The sequence below is a fragment of the Alteribacter populi genome (assembly GCF_002352765.1).
GTDB lineage: Bacteria > Bacillota > Bacilli > Bacillales > Salisediminibacteriaceae > Alteribacter > Alteribacter populi.
This window is the reverse complement of record NZ_KZ293963.1, coordinates 1062299-1088119: the sequence shown is the minus strand read 5'-3', so window position 1 is coordinate 1088119 and position 25821 is coordinate 1062299. Positions and strand designations below refer to the sequence as shown.

At 41.9% G+C, this 25821-nt stretch carries 22 protein-coding genes and 1 riboswitch; of the genes, 19 read left to right on the top strand and 3 right to left on the bottom strand.

Annotated features, from left to right (window positions below; translation table 11 throughout):
* Positions 1 to 150: 150 nt before the first annotated feature.
* Positions 151 to 1905 (top strand): ABC transporter ATP-binding protein, encoded by a 1755-nt coding sequence (locus CDZ94_RS05300; protein ID WP_096435471.1) that lies wholly within the window; start codon positions 151 to 153, stop codon positions 1903 to 1905.
* Positions 1906 to 1920: 15 nt separating this feature from the next.
* Positions 1921 to 3765: an ABC transporter ATP-binding protein gene (locus CDZ94_RS05295; protein WP_096435470.1), complete on the top strand. Its 1845-nt coding sequence runs from the start codon at positions 1921 to 1923 to the stop codon at positions 3763 to 3765.
* 110 nt (positions 3766 to 3875) lie between these two features.
* Here the strand turns inward: CDZ94_RS05295 and CDZ94_RS21165 are convergent, their stop codons facing one another.
* Positions 3876 to 4043 carry a hypothetical protein gene (locus CDZ94_RS21165; protein ID WP_157811966.1) on the bottom strand — a complete coding sequence of 56 codons (168 nt, stop codon included), beginning with the start codon at positions 4041 to 4043 and terminating at the stop codon, positions 3876 to 3878.
* 179 nt (positions 4044 to 4222) lie between these two features.
* Positions 4223 to 5932 (bottom strand): Rqc2 family fibronectin-binding protein, encoded by a 1710-nt coding sequence (locus CDZ94_RS05285; RefSeq protein ID WP_096435468.1) that lies wholly within the window; start codon positions 5930 to 5932, stop codon positions 4223 to 4225.
* 213 nt (positions 5933 to 6145) lie between these two features.
* On the opposite strand from CDZ94_RS05285, the gene CDZ94_RS05280 reads away from it, so the two are divergent.
* From CDZ94_RS05280 to spoVM, 16 genes are all read left to right on the top strand, one after another.
* Positions 6146 to 8866 carry a cation-translocating P-type ATPase gene (locus tag CDZ94_RS05280; RefSeq protein ID WP_096435467.1) on the top strand — a complete coding sequence of 907 codons (2721 nt, stop codon included), beginning with the start codon at positions 6146 to 6148 and terminating at the stop codon, positions 8864 to 8866.
* Positions 8867 to 9324: 458 nt separating this feature from the next.
* Positions 9325 to 10209: a YicC/YloC family endoribonuclease gene (locus CDZ94_RS05275; protein WP_096435466.1), complete on the top strand. Its 885-nt coding sequence runs from the start codon at positions 9325 to 9327 to the stop codon at positions 10207 to 10209.
* A gap of 94 nt (positions 10210 to 10303) precedes the next feature.
* Positions 10304 to 10564 carry an extracellular matrix/biofilm regulator RemA gene (gene remA / locus CDZ94_RS05270; RefSeq protein ID WP_096435465.1) on the top strand — a complete coding sequence of 87 codons (261 nt, stop codon included), beginning with the start codon at positions 10304 to 10306 and terminating at the stop codon, positions 10562 to 10564.
* 471 nt (positions 10565 to 11035) lie between these two features.
* Entirely contained in the window at positions 11036 to 11650 is a 615-nt protein-coding gene (gene gmk / locus CDZ94_RS05265; RefSeq protein ID WP_096435464.1) for a guanylate kinase, read from the top strand.
* Positions 11650 to 11871 carry a DNA-directed RNA polymerase subunit omega gene (gene rpoZ / locus CDZ94_RS05260; RefSeq protein WP_096435463.1) on the top strand — a complete coding sequence of 74 codons (222 nt, stop codon included), beginning with the start codon at positions 11650 to 11652 and terminating at the stop codon, positions 11869 to 11871. The genes gmk and rpoZ overlap by 1 nt, the downstream gene beginning before the upstream one ends.
* 184 nt (positions 11872 to 12055) lie before the next feature.
* Positions 12056 to 13270, top strand: coding sequence for a bifunctional phosphopantothenoylcysteine decarboxylase/phosphopantothenate--cysteine ligase CoaBC (gene coaBC / locus CDZ94_RS05255; RefSeq protein ID WP_096435462.1), 1215 nt, complete (start codon positions 12056 to 12058; stop codon positions 13268 to 13270).
* Positions 13267 to 15690: a primosomal protein N' gene (gene priA / locus CDZ94_RS05250; protein ID WP_096435461.1), complete on the top strand. Its 2424-nt coding sequence runs from the start codon at positions 13267 to 13269 to the stop codon at positions 15688 to 15690. Before coaBC ends, priA begins: the two co-directional genes overlap by 4 nt.
* A gap of 179 nt (positions 15691 to 15869) precedes the next feature.
* Positions 15870 to 16820 (top strand): methionyl-tRNA formyltransferase, encoded by a 951-nt coding sequence (gene fmt / locus CDZ94_RS05245; RefSeq protein ID WP_096435460.1) that lies wholly within the window; start codon positions 15870 to 15872, stop codon positions 16818 to 16820.
* The gene (gene rsmB / locus CDZ94_RS05240; protein ID WP_096440599.1) at positions 16813 to 18159 is read left to right on the top strand and encodes a 16S rRNA (cytosine(967)-C(5))-methyltransferase RsmB; all 1347 of its coding nucleotides are present in this window, start codon (positions 16813 to 16815) and stop codon (positions 18157 to 18159) included. Before fmt ends, rsmB begins: the two co-directional genes overlap by 8 nt.
* 219 nt (positions 18160 to 18378) lie before the next feature.
* Positions 18379 to 19137, top strand: coding sequence for a Stp1/IreP family PP2C-type Ser/Thr phosphatase (locus CDZ94_RS05235; RefSeq protein ID WP_096435459.1), 759 nt, complete (start codon positions 18379 to 18381; stop codon positions 19135 to 19137).
* Positions 19134 to 21173, top strand: coding sequence for a Stk1 family PASTA domain-containing Ser/Thr kinase (gene pknB / locus CDZ94_RS05230; RefSeq protein ID WP_096435458.1), 2040 nt, complete (start codon positions 19134 to 19136; stop codon positions 21171 to 21173). The genes CDZ94_RS05235 and pknB overlap by 4 nt, the downstream gene beginning before the upstream one ends.
* 23 nt (positions 21174 to 21196) lie before the next feature.
* Positions 21197 to 22078, top strand: coding sequence for a ribosome small subunit-dependent GTPase A (gene rsgA / locus CDZ94_RS05225; RefSeq protein ID WP_096435457.1), 882 nt, complete (start codon positions 21197 to 21199; stop codon positions 22076 to 22078).
* A 4-nt stretch (positions 22079 to 22082) separates the two neighbouring features.
* Entirely contained in the window at positions 22083 to 22730 is a 648-nt protein-coding gene (rpe, locus tag CDZ94_RS05220) for a ribulose-phosphate 3-epimerase (RefSeq protein ID WP_096435456.1), read from the top strand.
* A 38-nt stretch (positions 22731 to 22768) separates the two neighbouring features.
* Positions 22769 to 22873, top strand: a riboswitch (TPP riboswitch).
* Between the two features lie 150 nt (positions 22874 to 23023).
* Positions 23024 to 23578, top strand: a complete 555-nt coding sequence (gene thiT, locus CDZ94_RS05215; protein ID WP_096435455.1) for an energy-coupled thiamine transporter ThiT — start codon at positions 23024 to 23026, stop codon at positions 23576 to 23578.
* Positions 23579 to 23587: 9 nt separating this feature from the next.
* On the top strand, positions 23588 to 24235 hold the full coding sequence (locus CDZ94_RS05210) for a thiamine diphosphokinase (protein WP_096435454.1): 648 nt from the start codon (positions 23588 to 23590) through the stop codon (positions 24233 to 24235).
* 119 nt (positions 24236 to 24354) lie between these two features.
* Positions 24355 to 24435 carry a stage V sporulation protein SpoVM gene (spoVM, locus tag CDZ94_RS05205; protein WP_096435453.1) on the top strand — a complete coding sequence of 27 codons (81 nt, stop codon included), beginning with the start codon at positions 24355 to 24357 and terminating at the stop codon, positions 24433 to 24435.
* A 322-nt stretch (positions 24436 to 24757) separates the two neighbouring features.
* Here the strand turns inward: spoVM and rpmB are convergent, their stop codons facing one another.
* Positions 24758 to 24946 carry a 50S ribosomal protein L28 gene (gene rpmB / locus CDZ94_RS05200; RefSeq protein WP_096435452.1) on the bottom strand — a complete coding sequence of 63 codons (189 nt, stop codon included), beginning with the start codon at positions 24944 to 24946 and terminating at the stop codon, positions 24758 to 24760.
* Positions 24947 to 25444: 498 nt separating this feature from the next.
* Here rpmB and CDZ94_RS05195 point away from each other — a divergent pair, with 498 nt between their 5' ends.
* On the top strand, positions 25445 to 25810 hold the full coding sequence (locus tag CDZ94_RS05195) for an Asp23/Gls24 family envelope stress response protein (protein WP_096435451.1): 366 nt from the start codon (positions 25445 to 25447) through the stop codon (positions 25808 to 25810).
* Positions 25811 to 25821: the final 11 nt, after the last annotated feature.

Sequence of the window (25821 nt, the reverse complement as noted above, 5' to 3'; positions counted from 1 at the left end):
AGAAAAGTTTTGAAAAATCCCCCATTATGAACGAATATAACTAAATAATGGAATAGCCATTTATTTCGGAATTCGGTAAATTAGTAATGTTACTTTTTTAAAATTATTCTGAAAATAAGGCTGTACATACGATTTAGGAGGTGACGAATTGTGAATACATTTAAACGCTTAAAAGAGTTTTACTGGCCTTTTAAAGGATACTTTTTCTGGTCTATTCTATTTTTACTATTAGTTACGGGCATCACTGTTGTCTATCCAATTATCTTGCAAATTACGATTGATAACGTCGTCATTGCTGGCAATTATGACTTGGTTCCATACGTAGCACTTGGGTTTATGGTCCTTATGACATTAAAAGGAGTTGCAACCTACTTCCACCAATATTTAGGTGACCTTTTTGGGATTAAGGCTGTCTATCAATTACGAGACGCCTTATACCGAAAGCTGCAATTTCTACCCTTTCGATATTACGATAACGCAAGGACGGGGGACCTGATGTCACGTTTGACGGCGGATGTTGAGGGATTCCGTTTCTTTTTGTCATTCGGCTTTGCTCAGTTAATAAACTTAACGATGCTTGTCGGATTAAGTTTAAGCATTATGTTTTATTACAGCCCGTCACTCGCCTTTGTTACATTGGCGTCAATGCCATTTCTCGTCATTACGGTTTACCGGTTTGATAAGAAAGTCCATCCGGCATTTACGAGTATTCGGAAATCCTTTGCGGGAATGACAACGAAGGTACAAGAAAATATAAGTGGGATGAATACAGTAAAATCGCTTTCGAAAGAAGACTATGAAATGGGGCGATTCCAAGATAAAAACACCGATTATAAAGACAAATATGTGTACACAGCAAACATTTGGGCGAAGTTTTTCCCGTTAATGGAATTGATCGGTCACATTTCGGTTGTGGCGTTACTAGGCTACGGTGGCTGGCTTGTCATTACAGGTGCCCTTCAGCCAGGTGCCCTCGTCGCCTTTTTCAGCTTGATTTGGTACATTATCGGACCATTAATGAACTTAGGCTTTATCGTCAATACGTTCTCTCAATCTAAAGCATCAGGAGAGCGACTCCTGCAAGTGTTAGATGAAGATGAAGATATTCTTGATAAACCAGGAGCTATTGAAAAAACACGTTTAGATGGGGATGTTACCTTTGAAAATGTGAGTCATCGTTATGATGAGGAAGAGCAACTGGCATTAAAGAATATTAATTTTAATGCTCCTAGAGGGAAAACAGTTGGTTTAATCGGTGCGACAGGATCTGGAAAAACGTCGATCACGCAACTGATTTCTCGTTTTTATGAACCGGATCGCGGAACAATATATGTGGACGGGAGACCGATTGATGATTATACGTTAAAGTCACTACGTCATAATATTGGTGTTGTGCTTCAAGAATCATTTCTGTTTTCGTCAACAATAAAAGATAATATTTCCTACGGGTCTCCTGATGCGACGATGGTACAAATCATCGATGCAGCAAAACGGGCCCAAGCACACGATTTTATTGAAGATCTTCCGGACGGTTATGACACGATTTTAGGAGAAAGAGGAATGGGTCTGTCAGGCGGACAAAAGCAGCGGATCGCAATTGCCAGAGCAATTTGCATAGACCCAAGCATACTGATCCTTGATGACGCAACGAGTGCGGTGGACATGGAAACAGAAGCGAAAATTCAAGCGGCATTCCATGAAGTAATGAAAGGCAGAACAACCTTTATTATTGCTCACCGTATTTCATCACTAATGCATGCAGATGAAATCATCGTGTTAGATAACGGGGAAGTGGTGGAACGCGGCACACACGAAGAGTTGTTAACGAGTGACAACGGTCATTACCGCCGTATTTACGATATTCAATTTAAGGACCGCCACGCCGTTTTACAAGAAGCGAAGTAATGAGGGGGTGATTAAATGGCGCAGGAAAATATCCATGACAAACAAACTGAAGATCGAACATTAAAGAGGTTTCATTATTCTACAGACCAGGCGATTGAAAAACCATTCAACTGGCTGCAAATGGTGAGATTGCTGCGGTATATGAAACCCTATTCGAAAACACTTTTGCCGATGGCTATAATCGCGATGATCATCTCCACAGCCGTTCGGCTCATCGCACCGCTGCTCATTGGTAGCTACGCGTTAGATAACATTATTGAACACGGGGATCTTAACTATCTTTGGTTAATGGTCGCGATCATAGCCGGCCTTTATGTCCTTTCCTGGATCGGAAATAATTTACGGATCCGCTACATGAATAAACTTGGACAATATGTAATTTTTGATTTGCGAAAAAGCTTATTTGATCACATTCAGCGCCTGTCTCACCGTTTTTTTGACCAGCGTTCTGCCGGATCGATACTCGTCCGTATTACAAATGACGTGAATTCGTTACAAGAGCTGTTCACAAATGGTGTTATTAATCTGTTAATGGATTTACTCATGCTCTTCGGAATCATTTTCCTATTGTTTATGATCAGCCCGGAGTTAACGCTGGCGATCATGGTTGTCTTACCGATTATGTTCTTTATTTCCACGAAACTTCGGAGAAATATCCGACGTTCATGGCAGGATGTGCGAATTAAGCAAGCACAAATCAATTCGCATCTAAATGAAAGTATCCAAGGCATTCGCGTCACTCAATCCTATACGCAGGAAAAAGAAAACATCGGATTCTTTCACAACATGAACTCAGAAAACTATGAGGCTTGGCGCAATGCTTCACAAAAGAATGCGATGTTTCGTCCTTTTGTAGAAATGAGCGGAGCAATCGGAACAGCAGTCCTTTTATGGTACGGAGTTTTCTTAATTCAAGGCGGCTCAATCTCCATCGGTGATTTCTTTGCTTTTGCATTATACATCGGAATGTTCTGGGAGCCGATTTCCCGACTTGGTCAAGTGTATAACCAGTTATTAATGGGGATGGCTTCATCCGAACGAATTTTCGAATTTTTAGACGAACAGCCATCAGTACCGGAACGAGCTAATGCGAAAAAGCTTAAGTATATAGGTGGTGATATCGAGTTTAAGGATGTCGCGTTTTCTTATGATGATGCGCGTAAAGCATTAAACGGCATTAACCTTTCGATTAAAAGTGGCGATACAGTTGCACTTGTTGGTCATACCGGGAGCGGGAAGACGACGGTCGTCAACTTGATCAGCCGGTTTTACGACCCGACAGGAGGAAAGGTCACAATCGACGGTCATGATTTAAGAGACGTAACACTCAACAGCCTACGTCAAAAAGTAAGTATTGTATTACAAGACACGTTTATTTTTTCAGGTACGATTATGGAGAATATCCGTTTTGGTAAGCCTGATGCAACAGATGAAGAAGTCATGGAAGCAGCCCGAACGGTTGGGGCTGAAAAGTTCATTCAACAGTTAAAAAACGGCTATGAAACCGAGGTTGAAGAGCGAGGAAACGTATTATCTGTTGGGGAACGCCAATTGATTTCTTTTGCCCGTGCCTTGTTAGCTGATCCGCAAATTTTAATTTTAGATGAAGCAACAGCTTCAATTGATACCGAAACGGAACAACTCATTCAAAGAGCACTTAAGCGATTATTAGATGGTCGTACCGCTATTATGATTGCGCATAGACTATCAACGATTCGTGAAGCAGACAATATTATCGTGCTCGAACACGGTAACATTTTGGAACAAGGTAATCACAGTGAGCTTATGGAGCAAAAAGGCGAATACTACGATCTCGTCAAAGCGCAGTTTAAAGTGTTGAATGATGCATCTGGGCAGTAAATAAGCTTTATTTATATCCTTAATAAGAAAACGACCTCTGGCCGATGTTGGCTGAGGTCGTTTTTGTGATTGATTAGTCACGAAACGTAATTAGGGATTGCTGAATAACTCTAGAACTCAAATACAAAGGGTGCCGCTTCCATGGCTTCGCTTTCCGCAGGCAACGCATCAGCCTCCTCATTCGCGAAAGGCGTGCTCACTGCGGGGTCTTCTGCTGCTCCTGCGGTTCCTCGTCGCAAGGAAACCATTGTTGCTTTTCCTGCAGGAGTCTCCGCCATTGCAGCAGCCCCCTTGGCTCTCTCAAAATCAAGTGCAAGGCTTTTAGCAAAAGAAGAGTTATTTCCTTGCAGATTCTCTCCATGAGAAAGAGCATATCCTCTTGCCATGTAGGCGTATGTTACTTATTGAGTAGCCTCTAATTATCAAGAGCCATTTTCTTCAAATCCACCGGCCTCGCTTACTTCGCTCTTAATTCTCGGACTAATTCTTCATTTGGTGTTACAAACAGCGTTGTTTGCTGATCGTAAATGACATAACCAGGCTTAGCACCACTCGGTTTTTTTACATGTCGAACGAGCGTAAAGTCCACAGGTACTTGTCCTGAACTTCTTGCTTTACTAAAGTAGGCAGCTAAGTTAGCGGCTTCATGTAATGTTACTTCCGTAAAGTCTTGACTGCGAATAACGACGTGAGAACCGGGAATATCTTTCGTATGGAGCCACGTATCATCTTGTCGTGCCATCCGGTTAGTTACAAATTCGTTTTGTTTATTATTTTTCCCAACAAAAATGTCAATACCTTCGCTTGAACGGTATTTTTCAGGTTGGGGTTTGTCTGTCTTTTTCTTTTTTTTCGCAACGCGACGTTTTTTAATATAGCCTTCGTCTGCCAACTCTTCGCGGATATCCTCTAAATCACTTGGAGCGGCTGCTTCCACTTGCTGAATAAGCTGATCCAAATACGCCATTTCCTCAGTTGCTTTAACAATCTGTTCTTCGACTACAGCTACGGAGTTCTTTAGCTTATTGTATTTTTTATAAAAGTGCTGAGCGTTAGCAGAAGGGCTTTTTTGCGGATCGAGGGGAATGGTGACCATTTTCTGATCAAGATCGTAATAATCCATCACTTCTACATATGCATCTCCTTCGTTCACGAGGTGCATATGAGCTGTAAGCAGTTCCCCGAATCGCTGAAAACGATTAGCTTTCTCTGAATCCTGTAACGTTCTTTCCAGCTTTTTAATTTTCTTTTTATTTTTATTGTATTCATTCTTTAATAATTTCTCTAAGTCATGAGCCTGTTGCCTAACCCGGTCCCGCTGTGCTTTGCCGTAATAATAACGATCGAGCATGTCGTGGACGGAATTAAAGGAATGCTTTTCTCCTTGGATATGTGTCAAATTCAAGACAGAGAAGAACTCCTGCTTTTTGCCGAATAGAATTTGAGGTGTATAGTTTTTTTGCTTCACCGGTTCCAATACTTTAAAAAAAGCAGACGGTAGTGTCGTTTGATTGACGAGTCCTGCTTGATGGATAATTTCTTGAATAATCATCGGAGAGAAGCCACTGAATTTTTCAAGAATTTGTTTATCCATCTTTCCTTTTTGAAACTGGAGCTTACGTAGGAGTAAACGTTCGTCAGCATCCAGTGGATTGAGTTTATCTAGGTGTGGAGGCTCTTTGTAAGGTTGACCGGGAAGAACTGTCCGGTAGCTTGATAAAGAAGGTGGGATATGCTTGATACTATCTAAAATCATTCCTTCGTCATCATCGACTAAAATGAGGTTGCTATGACGTCCCATAAGCTCTAAAACGAGTTTTTTAGCGGATACGTCCCCCAACTCATTTCGGCCTTTAACATAGACCGTAACGATCCGCTCCAGTCCATCCTGGTCAATTCTTTCAATGATGCCACCCTCTAAATGCTTTCTTAAAAGCATACAAAACATAGGTGGTTCTTTAGGATTATCATATTTTTCTTTTGTAAGGTGAAAACGGGCAAAGTTTGAGTTTACGGAAATAAATAATGTGTGATTTCTTCCGCGCGCCCGAACCGTAATCACTAAGTCAGATTTATAAGGTTGGTGAACTTTTGTAATTCGTCCACTTACAAGCGTTTCTTGCAGGCTTTCCGTGACAGCCTTCGTTACAATTCCATCAAATGCCATTTCTAATCACCGCCAATTGAATTCCACATTACTTTCATTATAGCAAAGAGACCGCTAACCAAAAAGGAATTCGGACAACCACCCACATTCTAGCATGTTTCCCTCACTCTCTGAATAAAGATAGCTTGTAAAGGTTGTCTTACTGAAAAATAGGATGGTCAAACACAAAACAATCAAACACTTATTTATTCATGAGATAAAAGAGGTGGAGCGATGAAGTGGTATCAGATGGATGTCGACCAAGTAGAACAAGAGATTGAGACGGATTTAACTAACGGACTCCAAGATGAAGAAGCGCAAATACGCCTAAAGCAGCACGGACTGAACAAGCTCGATGATGGGAAAAGAACTCCGCTCTTCTTTTTATTCATCTCACAGTTCAAAGACTTTATGGTGCTCGTATTATTAGCGGCTACACTCATTTCAGGTTTACTTGGTGAGTACATTGATGCAATGACGATCATGTTCATCGTTTTGTTGAACGGCTTTCTCGGTTTCTTCCAAGAGCGCAAAGCTGAAAAGTCTCTTGCATCATTAAAAGCATTATCCGCACCACAAATGCTAGTACTTAGAGGAGGACAGTGGAAACGGATTCCGTCCCATGAAGCTGTCGTCGGTGATATTGTGAAGATGTCGGCAGGTGATCGTATAGGCGCAGATTTACGCCTCCTCCAAAGTGAGAGTATGTACGTTGAGGAATCGGCGTTAACCGGAGAATCGCTCTCAGTTAGAAAGTCTTCAGAAGCTCTTCATACACATGAGTCACTGTCTTTGGGTGATCAGGAAAATATGGCCTTTATGGGGACACTCGTTACCCAGGGAAACGGTGTCGGGATGATTGTTGCTGCAGGAATGAAGACGGAAATGGGGAAAATCGCACACCTGCTGAAAACGACCGAGACGATGGAGACTCCGCTGCAAAGACGATTGGAACAGTTAGGAAAGGTGCTTATTGCAGCAGCCCTTTTATTAACTTCTTTAGTCGTATTATTCGGGATTATTCAAGGGCATGACGTGTATACGATGTTCCTTGCAGGTGTATCGTTAGCTGTCGCTGCTATTCCTGAAGGGCTACCAGCAATCGTAACTGTTGCACTTGCATTAGGTGTCCAAAGAATGATTAGGCGTCATGCCATTGTAAGAAAGCTCCCAGCAGTAGAAACATTAGGCTGTGCCACTGTCATTTGCTCAGACAAAACGGGAACTTTAACACAAAACGAAATGACAGTGACAACTCTTTATTCCGATCAAACACTTTGGGAAGTAACAGGAAGTGGGTTTCAACCGGACGGCGAGTTTTATTTGGGAAAAAAGAAAATAGATCCGGTAAAAGAAAAGCCGTTATGGCAGCTATTAACATTCGGGGTACTATGCAATAATGCTCAACTTCAACGGAAAGAGGCGGAGCGGTATGTTCTTGATGGGGATCCGACAGAAGGAGCTCTTTTAGCTGCAGCATTAAAAGCCGGTGTCTCGCAAAGCTCATTAATGCAGTCCTATGAAATTGAAAAAGAATTTCCTTTTGATTCGAGTCGGAAAATGATGAGTGTCATTGTGAAAAACAAGAAAGACGGTTCGCGTTTTATTGTCACGAAAGGCGCACCGGATGTCGTGCTAGAGAACACAGATATGCTATTGCAAAACGGGCGAAAAGCGAAGATGGGGTCATACGAAAAGGAAAAACAGTTTGCACTCGTAGAAGAATTGGCTTCAAGGGCGCTCAGAACGATTGCTATTGCTTTTCGAGAGCTCAAAGCAGGAGAGCTACCAGAAACGGAAGGGGAAGCTGAGAAAAATCTGACGTTCATCGGAATCCAAGGAATGATCGATCCGCCAAGGGAGGAAGTTTATGGCGCCATTGAAGAATGTAAAAAGGCCGGAATCAAAACGGTGATGATTACAGGAGATCACGCATTAACTGCTCAAGCCATTGCTCAAAAGCTCGGAATGCTGCCTTCTGGAGGAAAAGTGATGACCGGTTCTCAACTTGCGGCTTGCACCGTTGAACAACTCAGTCGTGTTGTCGATGATGTTTACGTATTTGCACGCGTAACGCCCGAGGACAAGTTAAAAATTGTGAAGGCATTTCAAGCCCGCGACCATATTGTTGCAATGACCGGGGACGGGGTTAATGATGCCCCGGCAATTAAGGCAGCAAACATCGGTATCGCGATGGGGACAACAGGAACAGATGTAGCAAAAGAAGCGTCCTCCCTCGTATTAAGTGATGATAACTTTAAAACGATAAAAGCAGCGATTCAAGAGGGACGTAACATTTACGATAACATTCGCAAGTTTATTCGTTACATGCTAGCGTCCAATGTAGGTGAAATTCTCGTTATGTTGTTTGCGATGATGTTAGGGATGCCGCTGCCTTTAGTTGCGATTCAAATTTTATGGATTAACCTTGTTACAGATGGCTTACCGGCAATGGCTCTTGGTATGGACCAAGCAGAAAGTGATGTGATGAAACGGTCCCCTCGTGCATCAAACGAAAGTATTTTTGCCCGAAAGCTCGGTTGGAAAGTCATTAGCCGTGGATTTATGATCGGTGCAGTTACTCTTTTTGCCTTTTGGCAGACATATCAGTCAAGTGGGGAAAATCTCGTGTTAGCTCAAACGGTAGCCTTTGCTACTCTCGTTATGGCTCAGCTCATCCATGTGTTTGACTGCAGAAGCGAGCATTCCGTGTTTCACCGGAATCCTTTTGAAAACAAGTACCTTGTAGGGGCTGTTTTATCGTCAATTGCGTTAATGTTGGTCGTCATTTATTATCCGCCGCTACAGTCCGTTTTCCACACCGTCAACCTAAGCATTGACCACTGGCTGTTAATTTTAGCTTCTGCTTCAGTTCCGACAGTTGCGTTAGCTGGATTTCAACTGTTTCATCATAAGGAAAGACTTGGCAGAAAACGCTCTTTCATGATTAAATAAAAAAAGAGAGGAAATCAACTGAACAGTGCTTCGTGCAATTTTCGAGTTGTCTCGATGTTGACCACGAAGCACTTGCTATTTTCACTTAGAGGGTGATCAAAAAGTCCGCTCACGTCCTGTGGCGAACACAGGAGCCCCCCCATCCTGGGGAACTCGTTGGCTCGCTTCTCCGCCTCGACCTACCCGGCTCTTTTTGAGCTCGCACTTTTACGCTAGCGATTGCTGAATAACTCTAGAACTCAAATACAACTCTCAAATTCAAGTGCAAAGATTTTAGCAAAAGAAGAGTTATGTCCTTGCAGATTCTCTCCATGAGAAAGAGCCTATCCTCTTGCTATGTAGGCGTATGCTACTTATTCAGCAGCCTCTACGCTAAGGCACGAAAGCTTTAAAACACACGAATATTTGAAAAGGTGTTTAAGATATTTTAGAATAGAAATAGAGTGGATGTGATAGAAATGTTAGTAAGTATGACAGGATATGGACGATCCTTTGAGGAGAACGAATCTTTTAGCGTTACAGTAGAGATGAGGAGTGTTAATCATCGATTTTGCGAAATTAATGTACGCATGCCTCGTCAATTTCTAATGGTTGAAGACCGGTTGAAAAAAATCATCGGGCGTTACGTCCACCGTGGAAAAGTTGATGTATTTGTCACTGTAAGCGGAGACAGCTTAGTCAAACGAAAACTGTCTGTAGATTGGCACCTTCTCTTAGAATATCGTCAAGCCTTTGAGAAAATGAAGCATACCTTAGAGGAGGAAAGTGCACTATTTCCTTTTGATCACATGTTAACTCATGAAGATGTCGTTTCAGTTGAAGAAGCAGAAGATGTGACTGAAGAGATTCAGAATCTTTTGTTTAACACAATCGAACAAGCAGCCAATAGGCTTCATGAAATGAGAAAGCGAGAAGGCGAAACACTTTTTCATGATTTAACAGAACGAGCTTCGTTAATGCAAAAGTGGACGGATGAATTACGCAGCTATGCACCAGCTGTTCATCAGCAATACCAGGAAAAATTAACGAAAAAAGTGAATGACTTTCTATCGGGTAAGCTGGAAGCAGACGAATCTCGTATTTTAACAGAGGTTGCTGTTTTTAGTGAAAAATCTGATATTCAAGAGGAATTAACCCGAATCGATAGTCACTTAAAACAGTTTTTTACAATCATTAAAGGTGATGGCGTTGTTGGCAGGAAGTTGGACTTTCTCGTTCAGGAATTAAATCGAGAATTTAATACGATTGGATCAAAAGCCAACGATATTGAAATAAGTCAGCGCGTTGTAGATTTAAAGGCCGAATTAGAAAAAGTCCGTGAACAAGTTCAAAATATTGAATAACAAAAAAGAATTTGCTAAAGAAAGATAACCGCTTTAAAGATTTAAAATGTAAGATAGCTAAAACAATACTATGAATAGGTTAGGGGAAAACACCATGGATATTAAGTTAATAAATATAGGATTTGGAAATATTGTTTCGGCAAACCGAATCATTTCGATCGTAAGTCCAGAATCTGCGCCGATCAAACGAATTATTACCGATGCGAGAGACCGGAATATGCTCATTGATGCTACATATGGACGACGCACAAGAGCGGTGATCATTGCAGATAGTGACCACGTAATCCTTTCTGCAGTACAGCCAGAAACCGTGGCTCAACGAGTATTTAATAAAGATGACGTAACAGACGAATAATTATTATTAGAGGTTGTTCAAGCGGTCCTTCGTAGTAGATGCTTTCAATACCTTAGGTTTCTGAGCTTATAAGAATATTCTCTTATAAGTGCGTGCGAGGACAAATAAGCCTGCGAAGATCGAGGCAGCGCAGCTTGAAGCAACGGAACGTATGGTATTATTACATGAGTGGCGCAGAAGCAAGCTAACGAGCTTTCCCAGGATGGGGGTGATTCCTGCGTTGTCACAGGACGTGGCTGTATTTAGCAGGAGATCCTATTCTCCGACAGCTATTTTTCCCGGACTTTTTGAACATCCTCTATAAAGGTTGCCCTTTTTCATTTTTTTTTGTACATTAGAAACACACTTGACAATGCCATCGGTTTATCCGGTGGCTTCGTGTTTTGTCAAATACAGATAATTAAAATTAAGTGAGTGTAGCCTCTCTATGTAAGAAACACTAAGAAATATTAAGTAAAGTTGGAGGGAACTATGAAAAAAGATAAAGGGTTGCTTATCGTTCTTTCAGGACCATCAGGCGTTGGGAAAGGTACGGTCTGCGGTGCGTTAAGAAATCACGACACAGATATTCAATATTCTGTATCAGCAACGACAAGAAATCCTCGTGAAGGAGAAGTCGACGGCGTGAACTACTTCTTTAAACAAAAAGAAGAGTTCGAAAGTATGATAAAAAATAGTCAGCTTTTAGAATGGGCGAAGTACGTCGATAATTATTATGGTACCCCACGCGCCTATGTGGAAGACACGTTGGCACAGGGGAAAGATGTTATTTTAGAAATCGAAGTGCAAGGAGCGCTTCAAGTGAGAGAGTCTTTTTCAGAAGGTGTATTTATCTTCCTAATGCCTCCAAGCTTGAAGGAATTGCGAAGCAGAATTGAAGGACGAGGTACAGAAACGAAGGATTTAATTGACAGCCGGATGACGGTTGCTAAAGATGAGATTGAGATGATGGACAAGTATGACTACGTTGTTGAAAACGATGAAGTAGAAGCAGCAGTTGAAAGGATTAAGGCCATTGTCACTGCAGAGCATTGTAAAAAGGAACGTTTGATTGAAAAATACAAAGAATTAGCGGAGGTTGAGTAATGTTAAACCCATCCATTGACAGCTTAATGACAAAAATTAATTCAAAGTACACGTTAGTGACAGTTTCTGCAAAGCGTGCGCGTTACTTAAGAGATAACACTGAGCAAAAATTAAAAGTTAAAAATACAAGATCAGTTAATCTCGTTGGAATGGCTCTAGAAGAGGTTGAAGCAGAGCAGCTTACTTATGTCCGACAACAATTAAAAGAGGGCGATGAATAATCGTGATGCAACCTATTTTCGAATAGGTTGTTTTTATTTTGCGAGATATGAAAGTTTAGAGCGACAGCTAATCTCGTCAGAGCAAAAGTATAAGCATTTTTCCTTTGTTTTCTCAGTGATTTTTCGATAAAGTGAAAGAAGGTAAACGTGAAATTCATGGTGACAAAACTAGGGAGGACCTACTGTGAGTGCAAAGAAACGAATTCTTTTATGTGTAACAGGTGGTATTGCTGTTTTTAAAGCAGCAGCCTTAACGAGTAAATTATCACAAAGCGGCTATGAGGTGAAAGTAGTGATGACAGAATCGGCCGCGGAGTTTGTCACGCCATTAACTTTTCAGGCATTATCTAGAAATCCGGTATATATCAATACTTTTAATGAAAAAGATCCTTCTAAAATTGCCCATATTGACATTGCAGACTGGGCCGATGTCGTCGTTATTGCTCCTGCAACGGCAAACGTTTTAGGGAAAGTAGCCAATGGAATTGCAGATGATATGGTGACAACGACGCTGCTTGCAACGACTGCCCCTATTATGATTGCGCCTGCTATGAATGTACATATGTATGCTCACCCTGCAGTACAAAAAAACATGGAAACGTTAAAAACGTTTGGCTACACGTTTATTGAGCCTGGTGAAGGATTTTTAGCGTGTGGTTATGAAGGTAAAGGCAGAATGGAAGAACCTGAAGTGATCCAAAAGGAAGTGGATGCTTTTTTTGCGAGAAAGGATTATCCTGAATGGCATGGGCGGAAAGTCCTTATTACTGCAGGCCCGACTCAGGAAACGATTGATCCGGTTCGCTTTTTATCCAACCGATCTTCTGGCAAGATGGGCTATGCTGTAGCAGAGGAGGCGGCGAAGAGGGGGGCTCAAGTAACGCTTGTCTCAGGGCCGGTGTCTCTCCCAGTTCCTCCTGGTGTTACATTTGTTCCGGTTACGAGCGCAGAAGAGATGTTTCAAGAAGTGACAGCACGCTTCGCTGACACAGAGCTCGTTGTCAAATCAGCTGCTGTCGCGGACTACCGGCCTCAAGAAGTGTTCGACGAAAAGGTGAAAAAATCAAGTGAACCGATGAGTATAGAGATGGAACGAACGAAGGACGTATTAAAGGAGTTAGGGAAGCGCAAAGAAAACCAAGTGTTAATTGGCTTTGCAGCTGAGTCAGAAAATGTAGAAGCCTATGCTGAGAAAAAACTGCATTCAAAAAACTTGGACCTTGTCGTTGCGAATTCCATTGTAGATCCAGGCTCTGGGTTTCAAGGAGATACGAATGTCGTGACGTTTATTAAAAAAGGCCACTCTCCTGAAAAGCTACCGATGCTATCTAAGAGTGACGTAGCGAAACGATTATTGAGTGAAGCAGCAATTCTTCTTGAACAAAGAGGAATACAATGATTGCAAGCGTCGTAGTGGATGTGGCAGCTAGTCAAACGAACCGGGCATTTGATTATCTAGTACCTTCTGTATTTGAAAGTCAAATCGAACCAGGTATGCGTGTTATTATTCCATTCGGTCCTCGGAAGGTACAAGGGTTTGTCGTTCACGTAAAAACACATACTGAACACGACAGCCAGAAGCTTAAAGCAATTGAAGACCTCGTTGATATTAAACCTGCTCTCACCGGTGAGTTGCTTTCTTTAGCGAGCTGGTTGTCTGAAAAAACACTCTGTCTACAAATCACCGCACTTAAATCGATGCTTCCTGCAGCGATGCGGGCTTCTTACCACAAAAAAATTGAACTTAAAGATGAAAAAAATTTGGAGTTGCTTCCGGAACACCTCCAGCCTTTCTTTAAGGAAAGCAAGGTAGTGTGGTGGGAACAACTAATGAAACAGTCGGAACAGCTAATTGTTGATGTTCAAAAAGAAGTAAAAAGTGGGCTTCTCGTCATTGAACCCGTCGTAAAGTCGAAGGAAACAAGGAAGAAAACCAATGTGATCAGCCCCCTATTATCGGGGGAAGACCTGCTCAAGAAAGCAGACCAGGTGGAACGGCGTGCACCAAAGCAAGGGGAGGTTCTTCGGCACCTCGTCGATATAAAACAACCAGTTGCCCTCCCGAGGGTGTTAGAATTGTTGGACGTGTCCAGGGAATCTGTAAAGGCGCTCATTAAAAAAGGCTGGATTGAACAAAATGAAGTCGAGCAGTACCGCGATCCTTACGTTGATCGGGAATTTGCCTCTTCAGAGCCGCTACCTTTGATGGAGCAGCAAGCACTAGCCTTACATGACCTAGTGGAAACACTTGAAAAAGGGATTCATGAAACCTTTTTGGTTCATGGAATTACCGGGAGCGGTAAAACTGAGGTATATCTCCAAGCGATTGACTATGCACTTAAGCAAGGGAAGGAAGCGATCGTCCTCGTTCCTGAAATTTCATTAACACCGCAAATGGTCACACGGTTTAAAGAACGATTCGGGTCTGATGTTGCGGTTCTCCACAGTGCATTATCCAAAGGAGAAAAATATGATGAATGGCGAAAAATCCGTGATAAAGAAGTTACAGTAGCAGTAGGTGCACGCTCGGCCATTTTTGCTCCTTTTGAAAACTTAGGCATGATTATCATTGATGAGGAGCATGAAGCAAGCTATAAGCAGGAAGAAACGCCACGTTATCATGCGAGAGATGTGGCAATCGAACGGGGAAAGACGTATCAATGCCCTGTAGTTCTTGGAAGTGCCACGCCGTCACTCGAGAGTTTTGCCAGAGCAAAAAAAAAGGTTTACCGATTGATTACGATGGACCGTCGGGTGAATGATGTAACACTGCCAACGGTAGAAATTGTTGATATGCGAAACGAACTACGAAGTGGTAATCGAAGTATGTTCTCTACAGCATTGACTGAAGCGATGAAAGAACGATTGGAGAAAAACGAACAGATCGTGTTATTTCTAAACCGCAGAGGGTATTCCACTTTTATAATGTGTCGAGACTGTGGGTATGTATCGCAATGTCCTCATTGCGATATATCGTTAACGTATCACCGTTCAAACCAAACGTGCCAATGTCATTATTGCGGCTATCAGGAAACGAAGCCGAATCGGTGCCCGGAATGTGAAAGTGAGCATATCCGATTTTTCGGCTCAGGGACACAGCGTGTTGAAGAAGAGCTCGTTAAGCTCTTACCCGAAGCAAAGGTCATTCGGATGGATGTCGATACGACGAGAAGGAAAGGGGCTCACGAAAAGCTGCTATCGGCCTTTGAAAAAGGGGAGGGCGATATTTTGCTAGGTACGCAAATGATTGCTAAAGGACTTGACTTTCCAAATATTACGTTGGTTGGTGTCCTAGCAGCAGATACGATGCTTCATATACCGGATTTCCGTTCGTCAGAAAAAACATTTCAGCTGTTAACGCAAGTAAGTGGAAGAGCTGGAAGGCATGAGAAGCCAGGAGAGGTGGTCGTACAAAGTTATACGCCAGATCACTTTAGTATCCAGCTTGTAAAAGAACACGATTTCCACTCTTTCTTCCAAAGGGAAATGTATTTCAGAAAACAAAGTGAGTATCCTCCATACTATTTTGTCGCGCTAGTAAATGTAAGTGCTACGGAATTAACGAAAGTCGTTTCCAACACAGAAAAAATTGCGCGTTTTTTAAGGGAAAGTCTTTCAGAGGAAACCGTTGTTCATGGACCTACGACGTCTGCTATCCCTAGAATCAAAGATAGATATCGCTATCAATGCATGATAAAATACAAAAATGAACCGAAGCTTACCCATGTATTACAAGAAATCTTAAAAACGTACCAAACTGAAATGACACGTACAGACTTGAATATAATAATCGATACAAATCCCTACATGTTAATGTAAACTGTTATCGCGCGTGTTCATATATAGGAGAATGAAAGCAGGGAAAATGTCTAGAGCGAACAGCCCCCTTCACGTCGCTCGTTTTAAAGGAAAAGCACCCTTGAGACTTTAAAACATGCGAGCTAACGCTGTTTTTAATAAAACTAAAACAATCTCTTATAAATAAAGGAGAGACGAATATGAAACTAGTCTTTATGGGGACGCCTGATTTTTCAGTGCCAGTCCTCCGTATGCTTTTAGAGGAAGGATACGAAGTTGCCGCTGTTGTTACGCAGCCAGACCGTCCTAAAGGCAGGAAGCGGGAACTCACCCCCCCTCCAGTTAAAGTAGAAGCTCTAAAACATGACTTACCCGTATTGCAGCCCGAGAAGATTCGAGTGGAAGACGAGTGGAGAAAAATTGCAGATTTAGAGCCTGATGTAATCGTAACGGCTGCTTTTGGTCAAATATTACCGAAGGGCTTATTGGATGTCCCACCACTTGGGTGTGTCAATGTTCATGCGTCCTTACTTCCGAAATATCGTGGCGGTGCACCGATTCACCAGGCGGTCATTGACGGTGAAAAAGAATCGGGAATTTCGATTATGTATATGGTAGAAGCACTTGATGCAGGTGACGTCCTTTCTCAAAGAGCCATCTCGATTGGCGATGAAGATACAACCGGTACGATGCACGATAAGCTAAGCCAGCTCGGTTCAGAACTTTTAAAGGAAACCCTCCCTCTTCTTGAAAATGGTCGAATTGAAGCTTTCCCACAAGACGAAGATTATGTTACATATGCTCCAAACATTACGAAGGAAAAAGAACGGATTGACTGGACAATGCCCGCGAAAGCTGTCTATAACCAGATACGTGGACTGCACCCTTGGCCAGTCGCGTATACGACCATTGATGGGAAACGCTTGAAAGTATGGCAGGCTGAGAAAGTAACTGGACCTTATTCGGGGAAGCCAGGTATGATCACAGCATTTGATGAAACAGGGCTTACAGTCATTACAGGGGATAACAAAGCGGTTAAAATTGTTGATTTGCAGCCTGCAGGTAAAAAGCGCATGGATGCTGCAACCTTTTATCGTGGAGCAGGAAATAAACTTCAAGTAGGTGCGAAGGTAGGTCTTGATGATGAGTAAAGGAAATGTACGGGAAGCAGCTTTGGAAGTCCTTTTGAAAGTAGAAAAAAATCAAGCCTATAGTCACCTTTTACTGAATGACACCATTAATAAGCAAAAACTAAACCCGAAAGATACTGGTTTATTTACAGAAATCGTATATGGCACAATCCAGCATCAAAAGACGCTGGACTTTTATTTGAGCCCGTTTGTAAAGAAACCCTTGAATAAGCTTGACGATTGGGTTCGGATTTTACTTCGGCTGACGGTTTATCAGACGGTCTATTTAGATCGTGTTCCCGAACGAGCTGCGTTTTATGAAGCAGTACAAATCGCTAAAAAGCGTGGACATAAAGGAATTTCGGGTATGGTTAACGGTGTCCTGCGTTCGTTACAACGAGAGGGGTTACCGTCTTTTAACACACTTAAAGATCCGATTGAACGAATTGCGGTGAAAACGAGTCACCCAGAATGGCTAGTGAAAAGGTGGGCCAACCAATACGGAGAAAAAAAAGCAGAAGCTATATGTACAGCTAATTTAACTCACCCAAAACAAACTGCTCGTGTGAATATACACCGGACGACGGTTGCAGAGGTTCTTTCATCTTTACGAGAAGAAGGACTCGAAGCCGAGCAAAGTGAATGGATTCCAGAAGCGATTGTCGTAAATAAAGGTGTGATTTCCAAAACAAAAGCCTTTGCGGCAGGTAATTTAACGATTCAAGATGAAAGTTCTATGCTTGTGGCCTATGCACTAGATCCTCAATGTCATGACACTGTACTTGATGCATGTGCAGCCCCAGGTGGAAAAACGACACACATTGCTGAAAAGCTGACCGGTACAGGAGCTGTTCATTCTCTTGATATTCATAAACACAAAGTATCGCTCATTGAAGATCAAGCCAAGCGCCTTCAGTTACATAATGTGAATGCAAATGAAATAGATGCTAGAAAAGCGAGCGAATATTTTGCTAAAGAGTCTTTTGACCGGATATTAGTGGATGCTCCATGTTCGGGTTTAGGTGTCATAAAAAGAAAACCTGACCTGAAATGGACAAAGAGTGAAAACGATGTTACAAGGTTAGCTGAGATCCAAGGGGATATCTTAAAAGGTGTTTGGCCGTTGTTAAAACCTGGCGGCATTCTCGTCTATAGCACATGTACCATTGATAAGGAAGAAAACGACCATGTTGTCGATACGTTTTTAACAAATGAACGACGGGCAATACTAGATGAAACAATGCAAGAACGGCTGCCGGAAAAGATGAAACGACTTGAATCAGAACGCGGAACATTGCAAGTATTTCCGGATGACAGGGAGACTGACGGTTTTTTTATTGCTGCCATTAAAAAAACATAAGAGGCAGAAGGAATTAAGGCATTTTTTATCGAATGACTACACGTTGACCACTATAAATGGATGATCTTCGAAGGCTTCATTGTCCTTCTCTTTGAACATGGATGGTGAATATTGTAATAGAGAGTACACCCGCACTCCGCGTGACCAAGACTATGTGATTAAGCTGCATAGGAACAGCTAATAGCGAAGGAGTGGGATGAAGAAACGAGGGGTTAATGAATGGATGCTGTTTTTAAAACAGATGTAGGTCAAACCAGAGCTCATAATGAAGACGATGGGGCATTTGCAGTCAATTCACATGGTCAGGTGCTCGTGCTAGTTGCTGATGGTATGGGGGGACATCAAGCTGGTGATGTAGCGAGCCAGATGACAAAAGAGTCATTATTAAAAAAATGGTTAGATACCGATAATTTTGAAACACCAAAAGAAGCAGAACAATGGTTATCAGAAAGTGTACAACGAATTAACGGTGAATTGTATGACCATGCCCAGCACCATACAGACTGTCAAGGAATGGGAACGACGATTGTTGCAGCTTTGTGTACGCATGATTTTATCACAATTGCTCATGTAGGTGACTCAAGAGTCTATCTAAGCAGTGCCCAAGGTTTTAGACAGTTGACTGGCGATCATTCCCTCGTTGGGGAGTTGGTTCGTTCAGGACAAATCAGTGAAGATGAGGCGATGAATCATCCGCGAAGAAATGTGGTGCTTAGAGCATTAGGCACAGAAGCCGAAGTGAAAATTGATTTGGAAACGATAGATTGGGACGAGGGTTCTTATTTACTTTTATGTACTGACGGCCTAACTGATAAAGTGTCCAATAAAGAAATTGAGAAAGAACTCTTAGAAGGTAGAGGTTTAACAGAAACAGTAGATTCGCTTATTCAAATAGCCAATGACCGCGGCGGAGAGGATAACGTGACGATTGCGATTGTCCGTCTGGAAACAGAAAATGAGGGCGGGGAACAATCATGATAGGAAAAAGAATTAATGATCGGTATAAAATAATAAAGTCTGTTGGTGGGGGCGGCATGGCCGATGTCTATTTGGCACATGACATGATCTTAAACCGAGATGTTGCAGTGAAGGTGTTAAAAGAGCAATTTTCTCAAGACGAAGATTTTATCCGCCGGTTTAGAAGAGAAGCACAAGCAGCCACTAGTTTATCCCATCCGAATGTCGTGAATATTTATGATGTAGGCGAAGAGGATCGTCTATACTACCTAGTGATGGAATACATCGAAGGTCCAACATTAAAAGAATATATCCAGCAAAAAGGTAGTCTCGAGGTAGATGAAGCTGTAGGCATTACGGCTCATTTAACGTCTGCTATTGCACACGCTCATGATAACCAGATTATTCATCGTGATATTAAGCCTCATAACATTTTAATTGGACATGATGGAACTGCGAAAGTAACTGATTTTGGGATAGCAAGGGCAATTAGTGAAGCGACGATTACGCACACGAATTCAATCCTAGGTTCAGTCCACTATTTATCTCCTGAGCAGGCGAGAGGGGGACATGTAACCTACAAATCAGATATTTATTCGTTAGGAATTGTCATGTATGAAATGCTGGCAGGTGAAGTGCCTTTTAGCGGGGATACAGCTGTTTCTGTAGCGATTAAACATTTACAGACACCATTGCCTTCAATTCGGCAAAAGTATCCAGATATTCCCCAAAGCGTAGAAAATGTCATCATGAAAGCGACAGCTAAAGATTCATTTAATCGGTATTCTACAGCATTTAGTATGGGAGAAGATTTAGATACAGTGTTAAGCCCGTTAAGAGCAGATGAGGAAAAGCTGGATTTACGGGATGCTATTGACCACGATCAAACAAAGGCGATTCCGATTGTGGGACATGACTCAACGGATAAAACCAATGAAGAAGAAACGATGGTAGTAGGCACCCCTACACAAAGTAATGCAAATCAATCTCAATCTGCGACACCACCTCAGGGAAATAAAAAGAAAAAAGGCTGGAAAAAATGGCTGACAACTGCTGTACTGCTCTTGTTGCTCTTATTTGGAGCTACGGCTATAGCATTTACGTGGCTGCCACAGTGGCTTCACGTAGACGAAGTAACGATTCCTGATGATCTCGTTGGAAAGAGTTATGAGGAAGCACTTCAAGAACTTATCGATATGAATTTGCGTGTAGAAAGAGAACTCGATTATGATGAAGAAGCTGAAGAAGGTACAGTAATTGGTCATACACCAGCTGCCGGCAGAACTGTGAAAGTCGAAACACAGGTGACACTAAGAGTAAGTGAAGGAGCAGAGCCGGTTTCTATGAGCGACTTTACTGGACGTTCTCTTAGTGCGATAGAAAATGAATTAGAGGATTTTAAAGAGGTAGAAATTAGTACAGAGGAAAATGCGGATGAAGATGATGAAACGGTCCTAGAGCAATCCCCAGCACCTGAAGATCAGGTGATTCCCAAAGATACGGTTGTTAAGCTCACTGTGAGTGAGAAACCCGTTATGACAATGGCCAATTTAATGGGAGGGACTCGTGATGAGGTGAGCGAATATATTTCTGAGCATCAGATGATATCAGCTGCGTATGAAGAAGATTTTCATCCATCGATTGAAGAAGGAAAGGTCATCTCTCAGAACCCTGAATGGGGAAGTGAAATTGATGAGCAAACAGAAGTCACTGTCGTTTTTTCAAAAGGACCTGAACCTGAACCAGAATCTGATGAGAATAATGAAGAAGAAATAGAACCTACATTCGCAGAAGTCCCGTTTCGTGTAACTGTGCCTGAAGAATCCGGAAATGAAGGGCACGGTGTTCTTATTGCTGTCATTGATTCGACAACGGAAGAACAGGAAACGGTCGTGGATACAGAAATTACTGAAACCGAAGTTTTTAACATTCCTATGCAGCTGGACGAACAAGAAGACAAAGGATACATCATTTTATATCACAATGATGAAGAGCACGCAGAGAGTCCGTTTGAATATACCTATGACGAAGTAAAGCAGTATGAAACGGATGAATAAACTACACAATCAAGGAGGCTTGCATGGCGGAAGGGCGAATTATTAAAGCATTGAGTGGCTTTTATTACGTTGAAAATGAAGAAGGCATCTTTCAATGTCGAGGCAGAGGAAACTTCAGAAAGAAAAAAATTACCCCTTTAGTTGGGGACTGGGTTGGGTTCGATGCTGCCAACCCTACAGATGGCTATGTACTCGAAGTTTTTGCGAGAGAAAATGAATTGATTCGTCCCCCGATCGCAAATGTTGAGCAAGCAGTACTTGTTTTCTCCACGCAGGAGCCAGATTTTAGTCCGTTGTTACTTGATAAATTTCTTGTTCATGTTGAAGCTAACGACATAGAGCCTATCATTTGTCTGTCAAAGGTTGATCTACTCAATGAACAAATGGAGGTTTCTATGGGTGAGGCTGAAGCGCTCTATCGAAAACTCGGCTACACTGTGATAAGTACATCGATTTATGTAGATGAAACCATTGAATTGCTCAGACCTTATTTAAGAGAAAAAGTTTCTGTCTTTGCTGGGCAGTCGGGCGTAGGAAAATCATCGTTATTAAATGCATTAAAGCCTGAGCTTGATTTGGAGACGAATACGATCTCCAAAAGCTTAGGGCGAGGAAAACATACGACGCGACATGTGGAACTGATTCCTGTTGAAGACGGCTATGTAGCTGATACGCCCGGCTTTAGTTCGTTAGACTTTGACGGAATATCAGTTGAAAATATCAGCCATTGTTTTCCGGAAATGCGGGAGCGAATAAACGATTGTAAATTTAGAGGTTGTACACATATTAACGAGCCTAAATGCGCGGTAAAAGATAGTTTAGAAGTAGGAGAAATCTCCACTACAAGATATAAGCATTACGTTCAATTCGTAGAAGAAATAAAAAACCAAAAGCGGAGGTACTAGCAGTATGACAAAAATTGCGCCATCCATCCTATCAGCAGATTTTGCGCGACTAGGTGAAGAAGTGGAAGATGTAGAAAAGGGAGGAGCGGATTATATCCATGTAGATGTGATGGACGGTCATTTCGTCCCGAATATTACGATAGGTCCGCTTCTTGTTGATGCTATTCGCCCGGTAACGAAGCTACCTTTGGATGTCCATCTTATGATTGAAAATCCCGATCAGTATATTCCTGCTTTTGCGAAGAGTGGTGCCGATATTCTTTCTGTTCATGTGGAAGCGTGTCCTCACCTCCACCGGACGATTCACTTAATTAAAAGTGAGGGAGTCAAGGCTGGTGTCGTTCTAAATCCAGCGACACCAGTCGAGAGTATTCGCCACATTGTAAAAGATGTCGATTTGATCTTGCTTATGACGGTAAACCCTGGTTTCGGAGGACAATCTTTTATCGAGGAAGTTCTTCCGAAAATCACCCAAGTCAAAGAGATGTGTGTCCAAGCTGGCAATGAAGATGTCGATATTCAAGTTGACGGTGGTGTAAATGAAAAGACAGCACGCCTATGTGTTGAAGCAGGAGCGAATGTTCTCGTTGCCGGTTCTGCAATTTACAATAAACAAGACCGTAAAAAAGCGATTGAAGATATCAGAGGCTAACGTAATAATTAGCATACTTTATTGTATTTTAAACTTTAAATAGCCACCAGGGGAGTCTTTAGAAAGACTGAGAGGAAGCTGGGCGCTTCGACCCTTTGAACCTGTGAGTTTAGACTTGCGTAGGGATGTGGCGGTTTGCTTTCCTAAGACTTAAAGCAGCTGCATATCCTTGCAGCTGCTTTATTGTTTGGCTCTTTTATAAAAGATTGTTGCTATTAGTTAATCGTATGGTGCTTTTTGTCAAAATGAAACAAAGCTTATTGTAATAGCACCTTAAAAGGGGAGGATATAAAATGAAGAAAGATACAAAAGTTGTTGTCATGGCTGAAATAGCAATAATGGGAGCCATTGGATTTCTATTGGATTTTGTTAGTTTCGGGTTTGCGTGGCTGCAAGGGGGCTCGATTTCTTTAATGATGCTGCCGATTTTTATCATGGCATTTAGAAGAGGGTTAAAGGCAGGGCTTGCAACGGGTTTAATTGTAGGGCTACTAAATTTAAGCTTTGGCGCATACATTGTTCATCCAGCCCAAGCAATCCTCGATTACCCGTTAGCCTTTTTTGTTGTCGGGTTTGCCGGATTATTTTTTGTTTCGAAAGAGCGCTCTGTTAAACATCGCATCAGCATGATTGTGCTGGGCGTTTTCTTAGGGACGTTACTTCGTTTTGCGGCTCATTTTGCATCAGGCGTAATTTGGATCGATGTGTTTGCACCAGACGAAGCAAATGCATACCTTTATTCGTTCGTATACAACATTACGTATATCCTGCCTTCGTTTATCGTATGTTTAATCGTGATGATCTTGCTCACGAATGCAAATAAACGTATTATCCATGCTGAAGGTTAGGAAGATCTTATGGATTATATTATTTTAGCAGGAGGGCCTCGCTCTCTCCTTCCATCGTTAGAAAAAATAAAACAGGAACACCCTGATGCACTATGGATTGGTGTCGATAGGGGCGTATATGACCTTGTTCAACACCATATTATTCCTCACCAGGCTTTCGGGGATTTTGATTCATTGACTGAAACGGAGTTAGATTGGATCAACGAGCAAAGTATCTCCCTTTCTGTTTATCCTGAGGAAAAAGACGAAACTGATATGGAATTGGCCCTTAATTGGGTATTAAATCAAGACCCCCGACATATCTATCTTTATGGGGCTACAGGAGGAAGGCTTGACCATCTTTTTGCCAATGTCCAGCTGTTGCTTAAGGGTATTAAACAGAAAGTGCCAATTACTATGGTGGATTGTTTTAACCGGGTTCAGTTACGTGAACCTGGGAGCTATACAGTCACCGGGTCACCGTTATCTTACTATTCGTTTATTCCATTCACCCCCAAAGTCGAAGAGATAACGATTGAAGGCTTTAAATATGAACTCCACAATGATACTCTCTGGCAAGGCACGAGTTTAAGCGTAAGTAACCGACTGGTGCAAAAGTCAGGAAAAGTTTCCTTTACTACAGGGCTGCTGTTATTTTTTGAAAGTATGGACCAATAAAATAGGTACTATTTTTGCTCTAATGAATATACTTGTAATAACGAAGCGCGTTATTTTACATTTATTTTTTAGAAGGTGCTGGTTTCTTTAGGCGGGAGCTCACTCAAGGAGGGGGAAAAATGAAATTTTATACGATCAAATTGCCCAGGTTTTTAGGTGGAGTCATCCGGGCGATGCTGGGGACATTTAAGAAAAGCTAGTACTCTAATAGCGGATGTTCAAAAAGACCGGGAGAAATAGCTGTCGAGATGCACAGGAAGATGTTCCTGTGTCACTTCGGTTACTCGTCGCAGCTTGAAGTAAACCTAGGTGAAGTTACATTTCGTGTCGGTGTAGCCGGCCGCACTTCGACCTTCTCGGCTCTTTTTGTCCTCCTTTTAAACACACTAAGGCACAACCATTTTTAAGTTAACCACATCGTTTGGAATCTGTATGAATAATGAACATACAAAAAACGGCGCATATTCTGCGCCGTTTTTGCATTTTACTGTTGAAAGCATCATTCTATTCATTTAGCTTATATTAAACGCGTTCAACTTTTCCTGACTTTAACGCTCTAGCAGATACGTAAACACGTTTTGGTTTTCCATCAACTAAGATGCGTACTTTTTGGACATTAGCTCCCCAGCGACGCTTGTTTGCGTTCAGGGCGTGAGAGCGTTTGTTACCGGAACTAGGTCCGCGACCTGTTACTACACATTTTCGTGCCATGACTATCCCTCCTTCTTAGAAATAAAGCATTGCACATAACGTACATTTTCATTTTAATAGCTGCTCAAAAATTTCAGAAGCACGCTGTCCATTTTGAGCACGCTTTTTAATTGGCTCTTTTATAAAAGATTGTTGGGCGTAAGGCAAGTGGATGCTTACCATGTCACACGTAGAGTGATAAAACGCTCAAGAAGCAACACATTTTACGAAACAGCCTATATAAATACTTGTAAATCTTAGCATAGCCGTATGTATATTTCAAGAGGCAGTGAATAGTTTATCAAGGGAAAATTCTTGACACACCATCAAAGAGAGCTCGTATAAACAGAGGAACGACTCATAAAAGTTGTGTCGCTCGATATTTGCAAGCTTTATTGTCTTTATTATTAAATACGTACTAAAAGTAGGTCAATGGATGCAAGGTTTTCTTTCAAAATAGGGAAGATTATAGTAAAATGACGATAGCCAATGAGGCAAAACCAAAAGGAGGCTTTTGGCATGACTATTGAAATGAAAACGAACTATGGAAAAATTGACGTATCGAGAGAAGTTGTTTCCGTGATCGCAGGTGGAGCAGCTATCGACTGCTACGGTATTGTTGGCATGGCTTCTCAAAAACAATTGAAAGACGGCATTACAGACCTTTTGGGAAAAGAAAACTTAAGCCGCGGTGTCGTTATAAGAGAAGAGGAAAATGACGAAATTCATATTGATATGTACATCATTGTCAGCTACGGAACGAAAATTTCAGAAGTGGCACATAATGTTCAATCTAAAGTTAAGTATCAATTGGAGCAAATGCTTGGGTTGATTATTGATTCGGTCAATATATTCGTACAAGGTGTACGGGTGACAAATCCATAGTTATCGGTTAG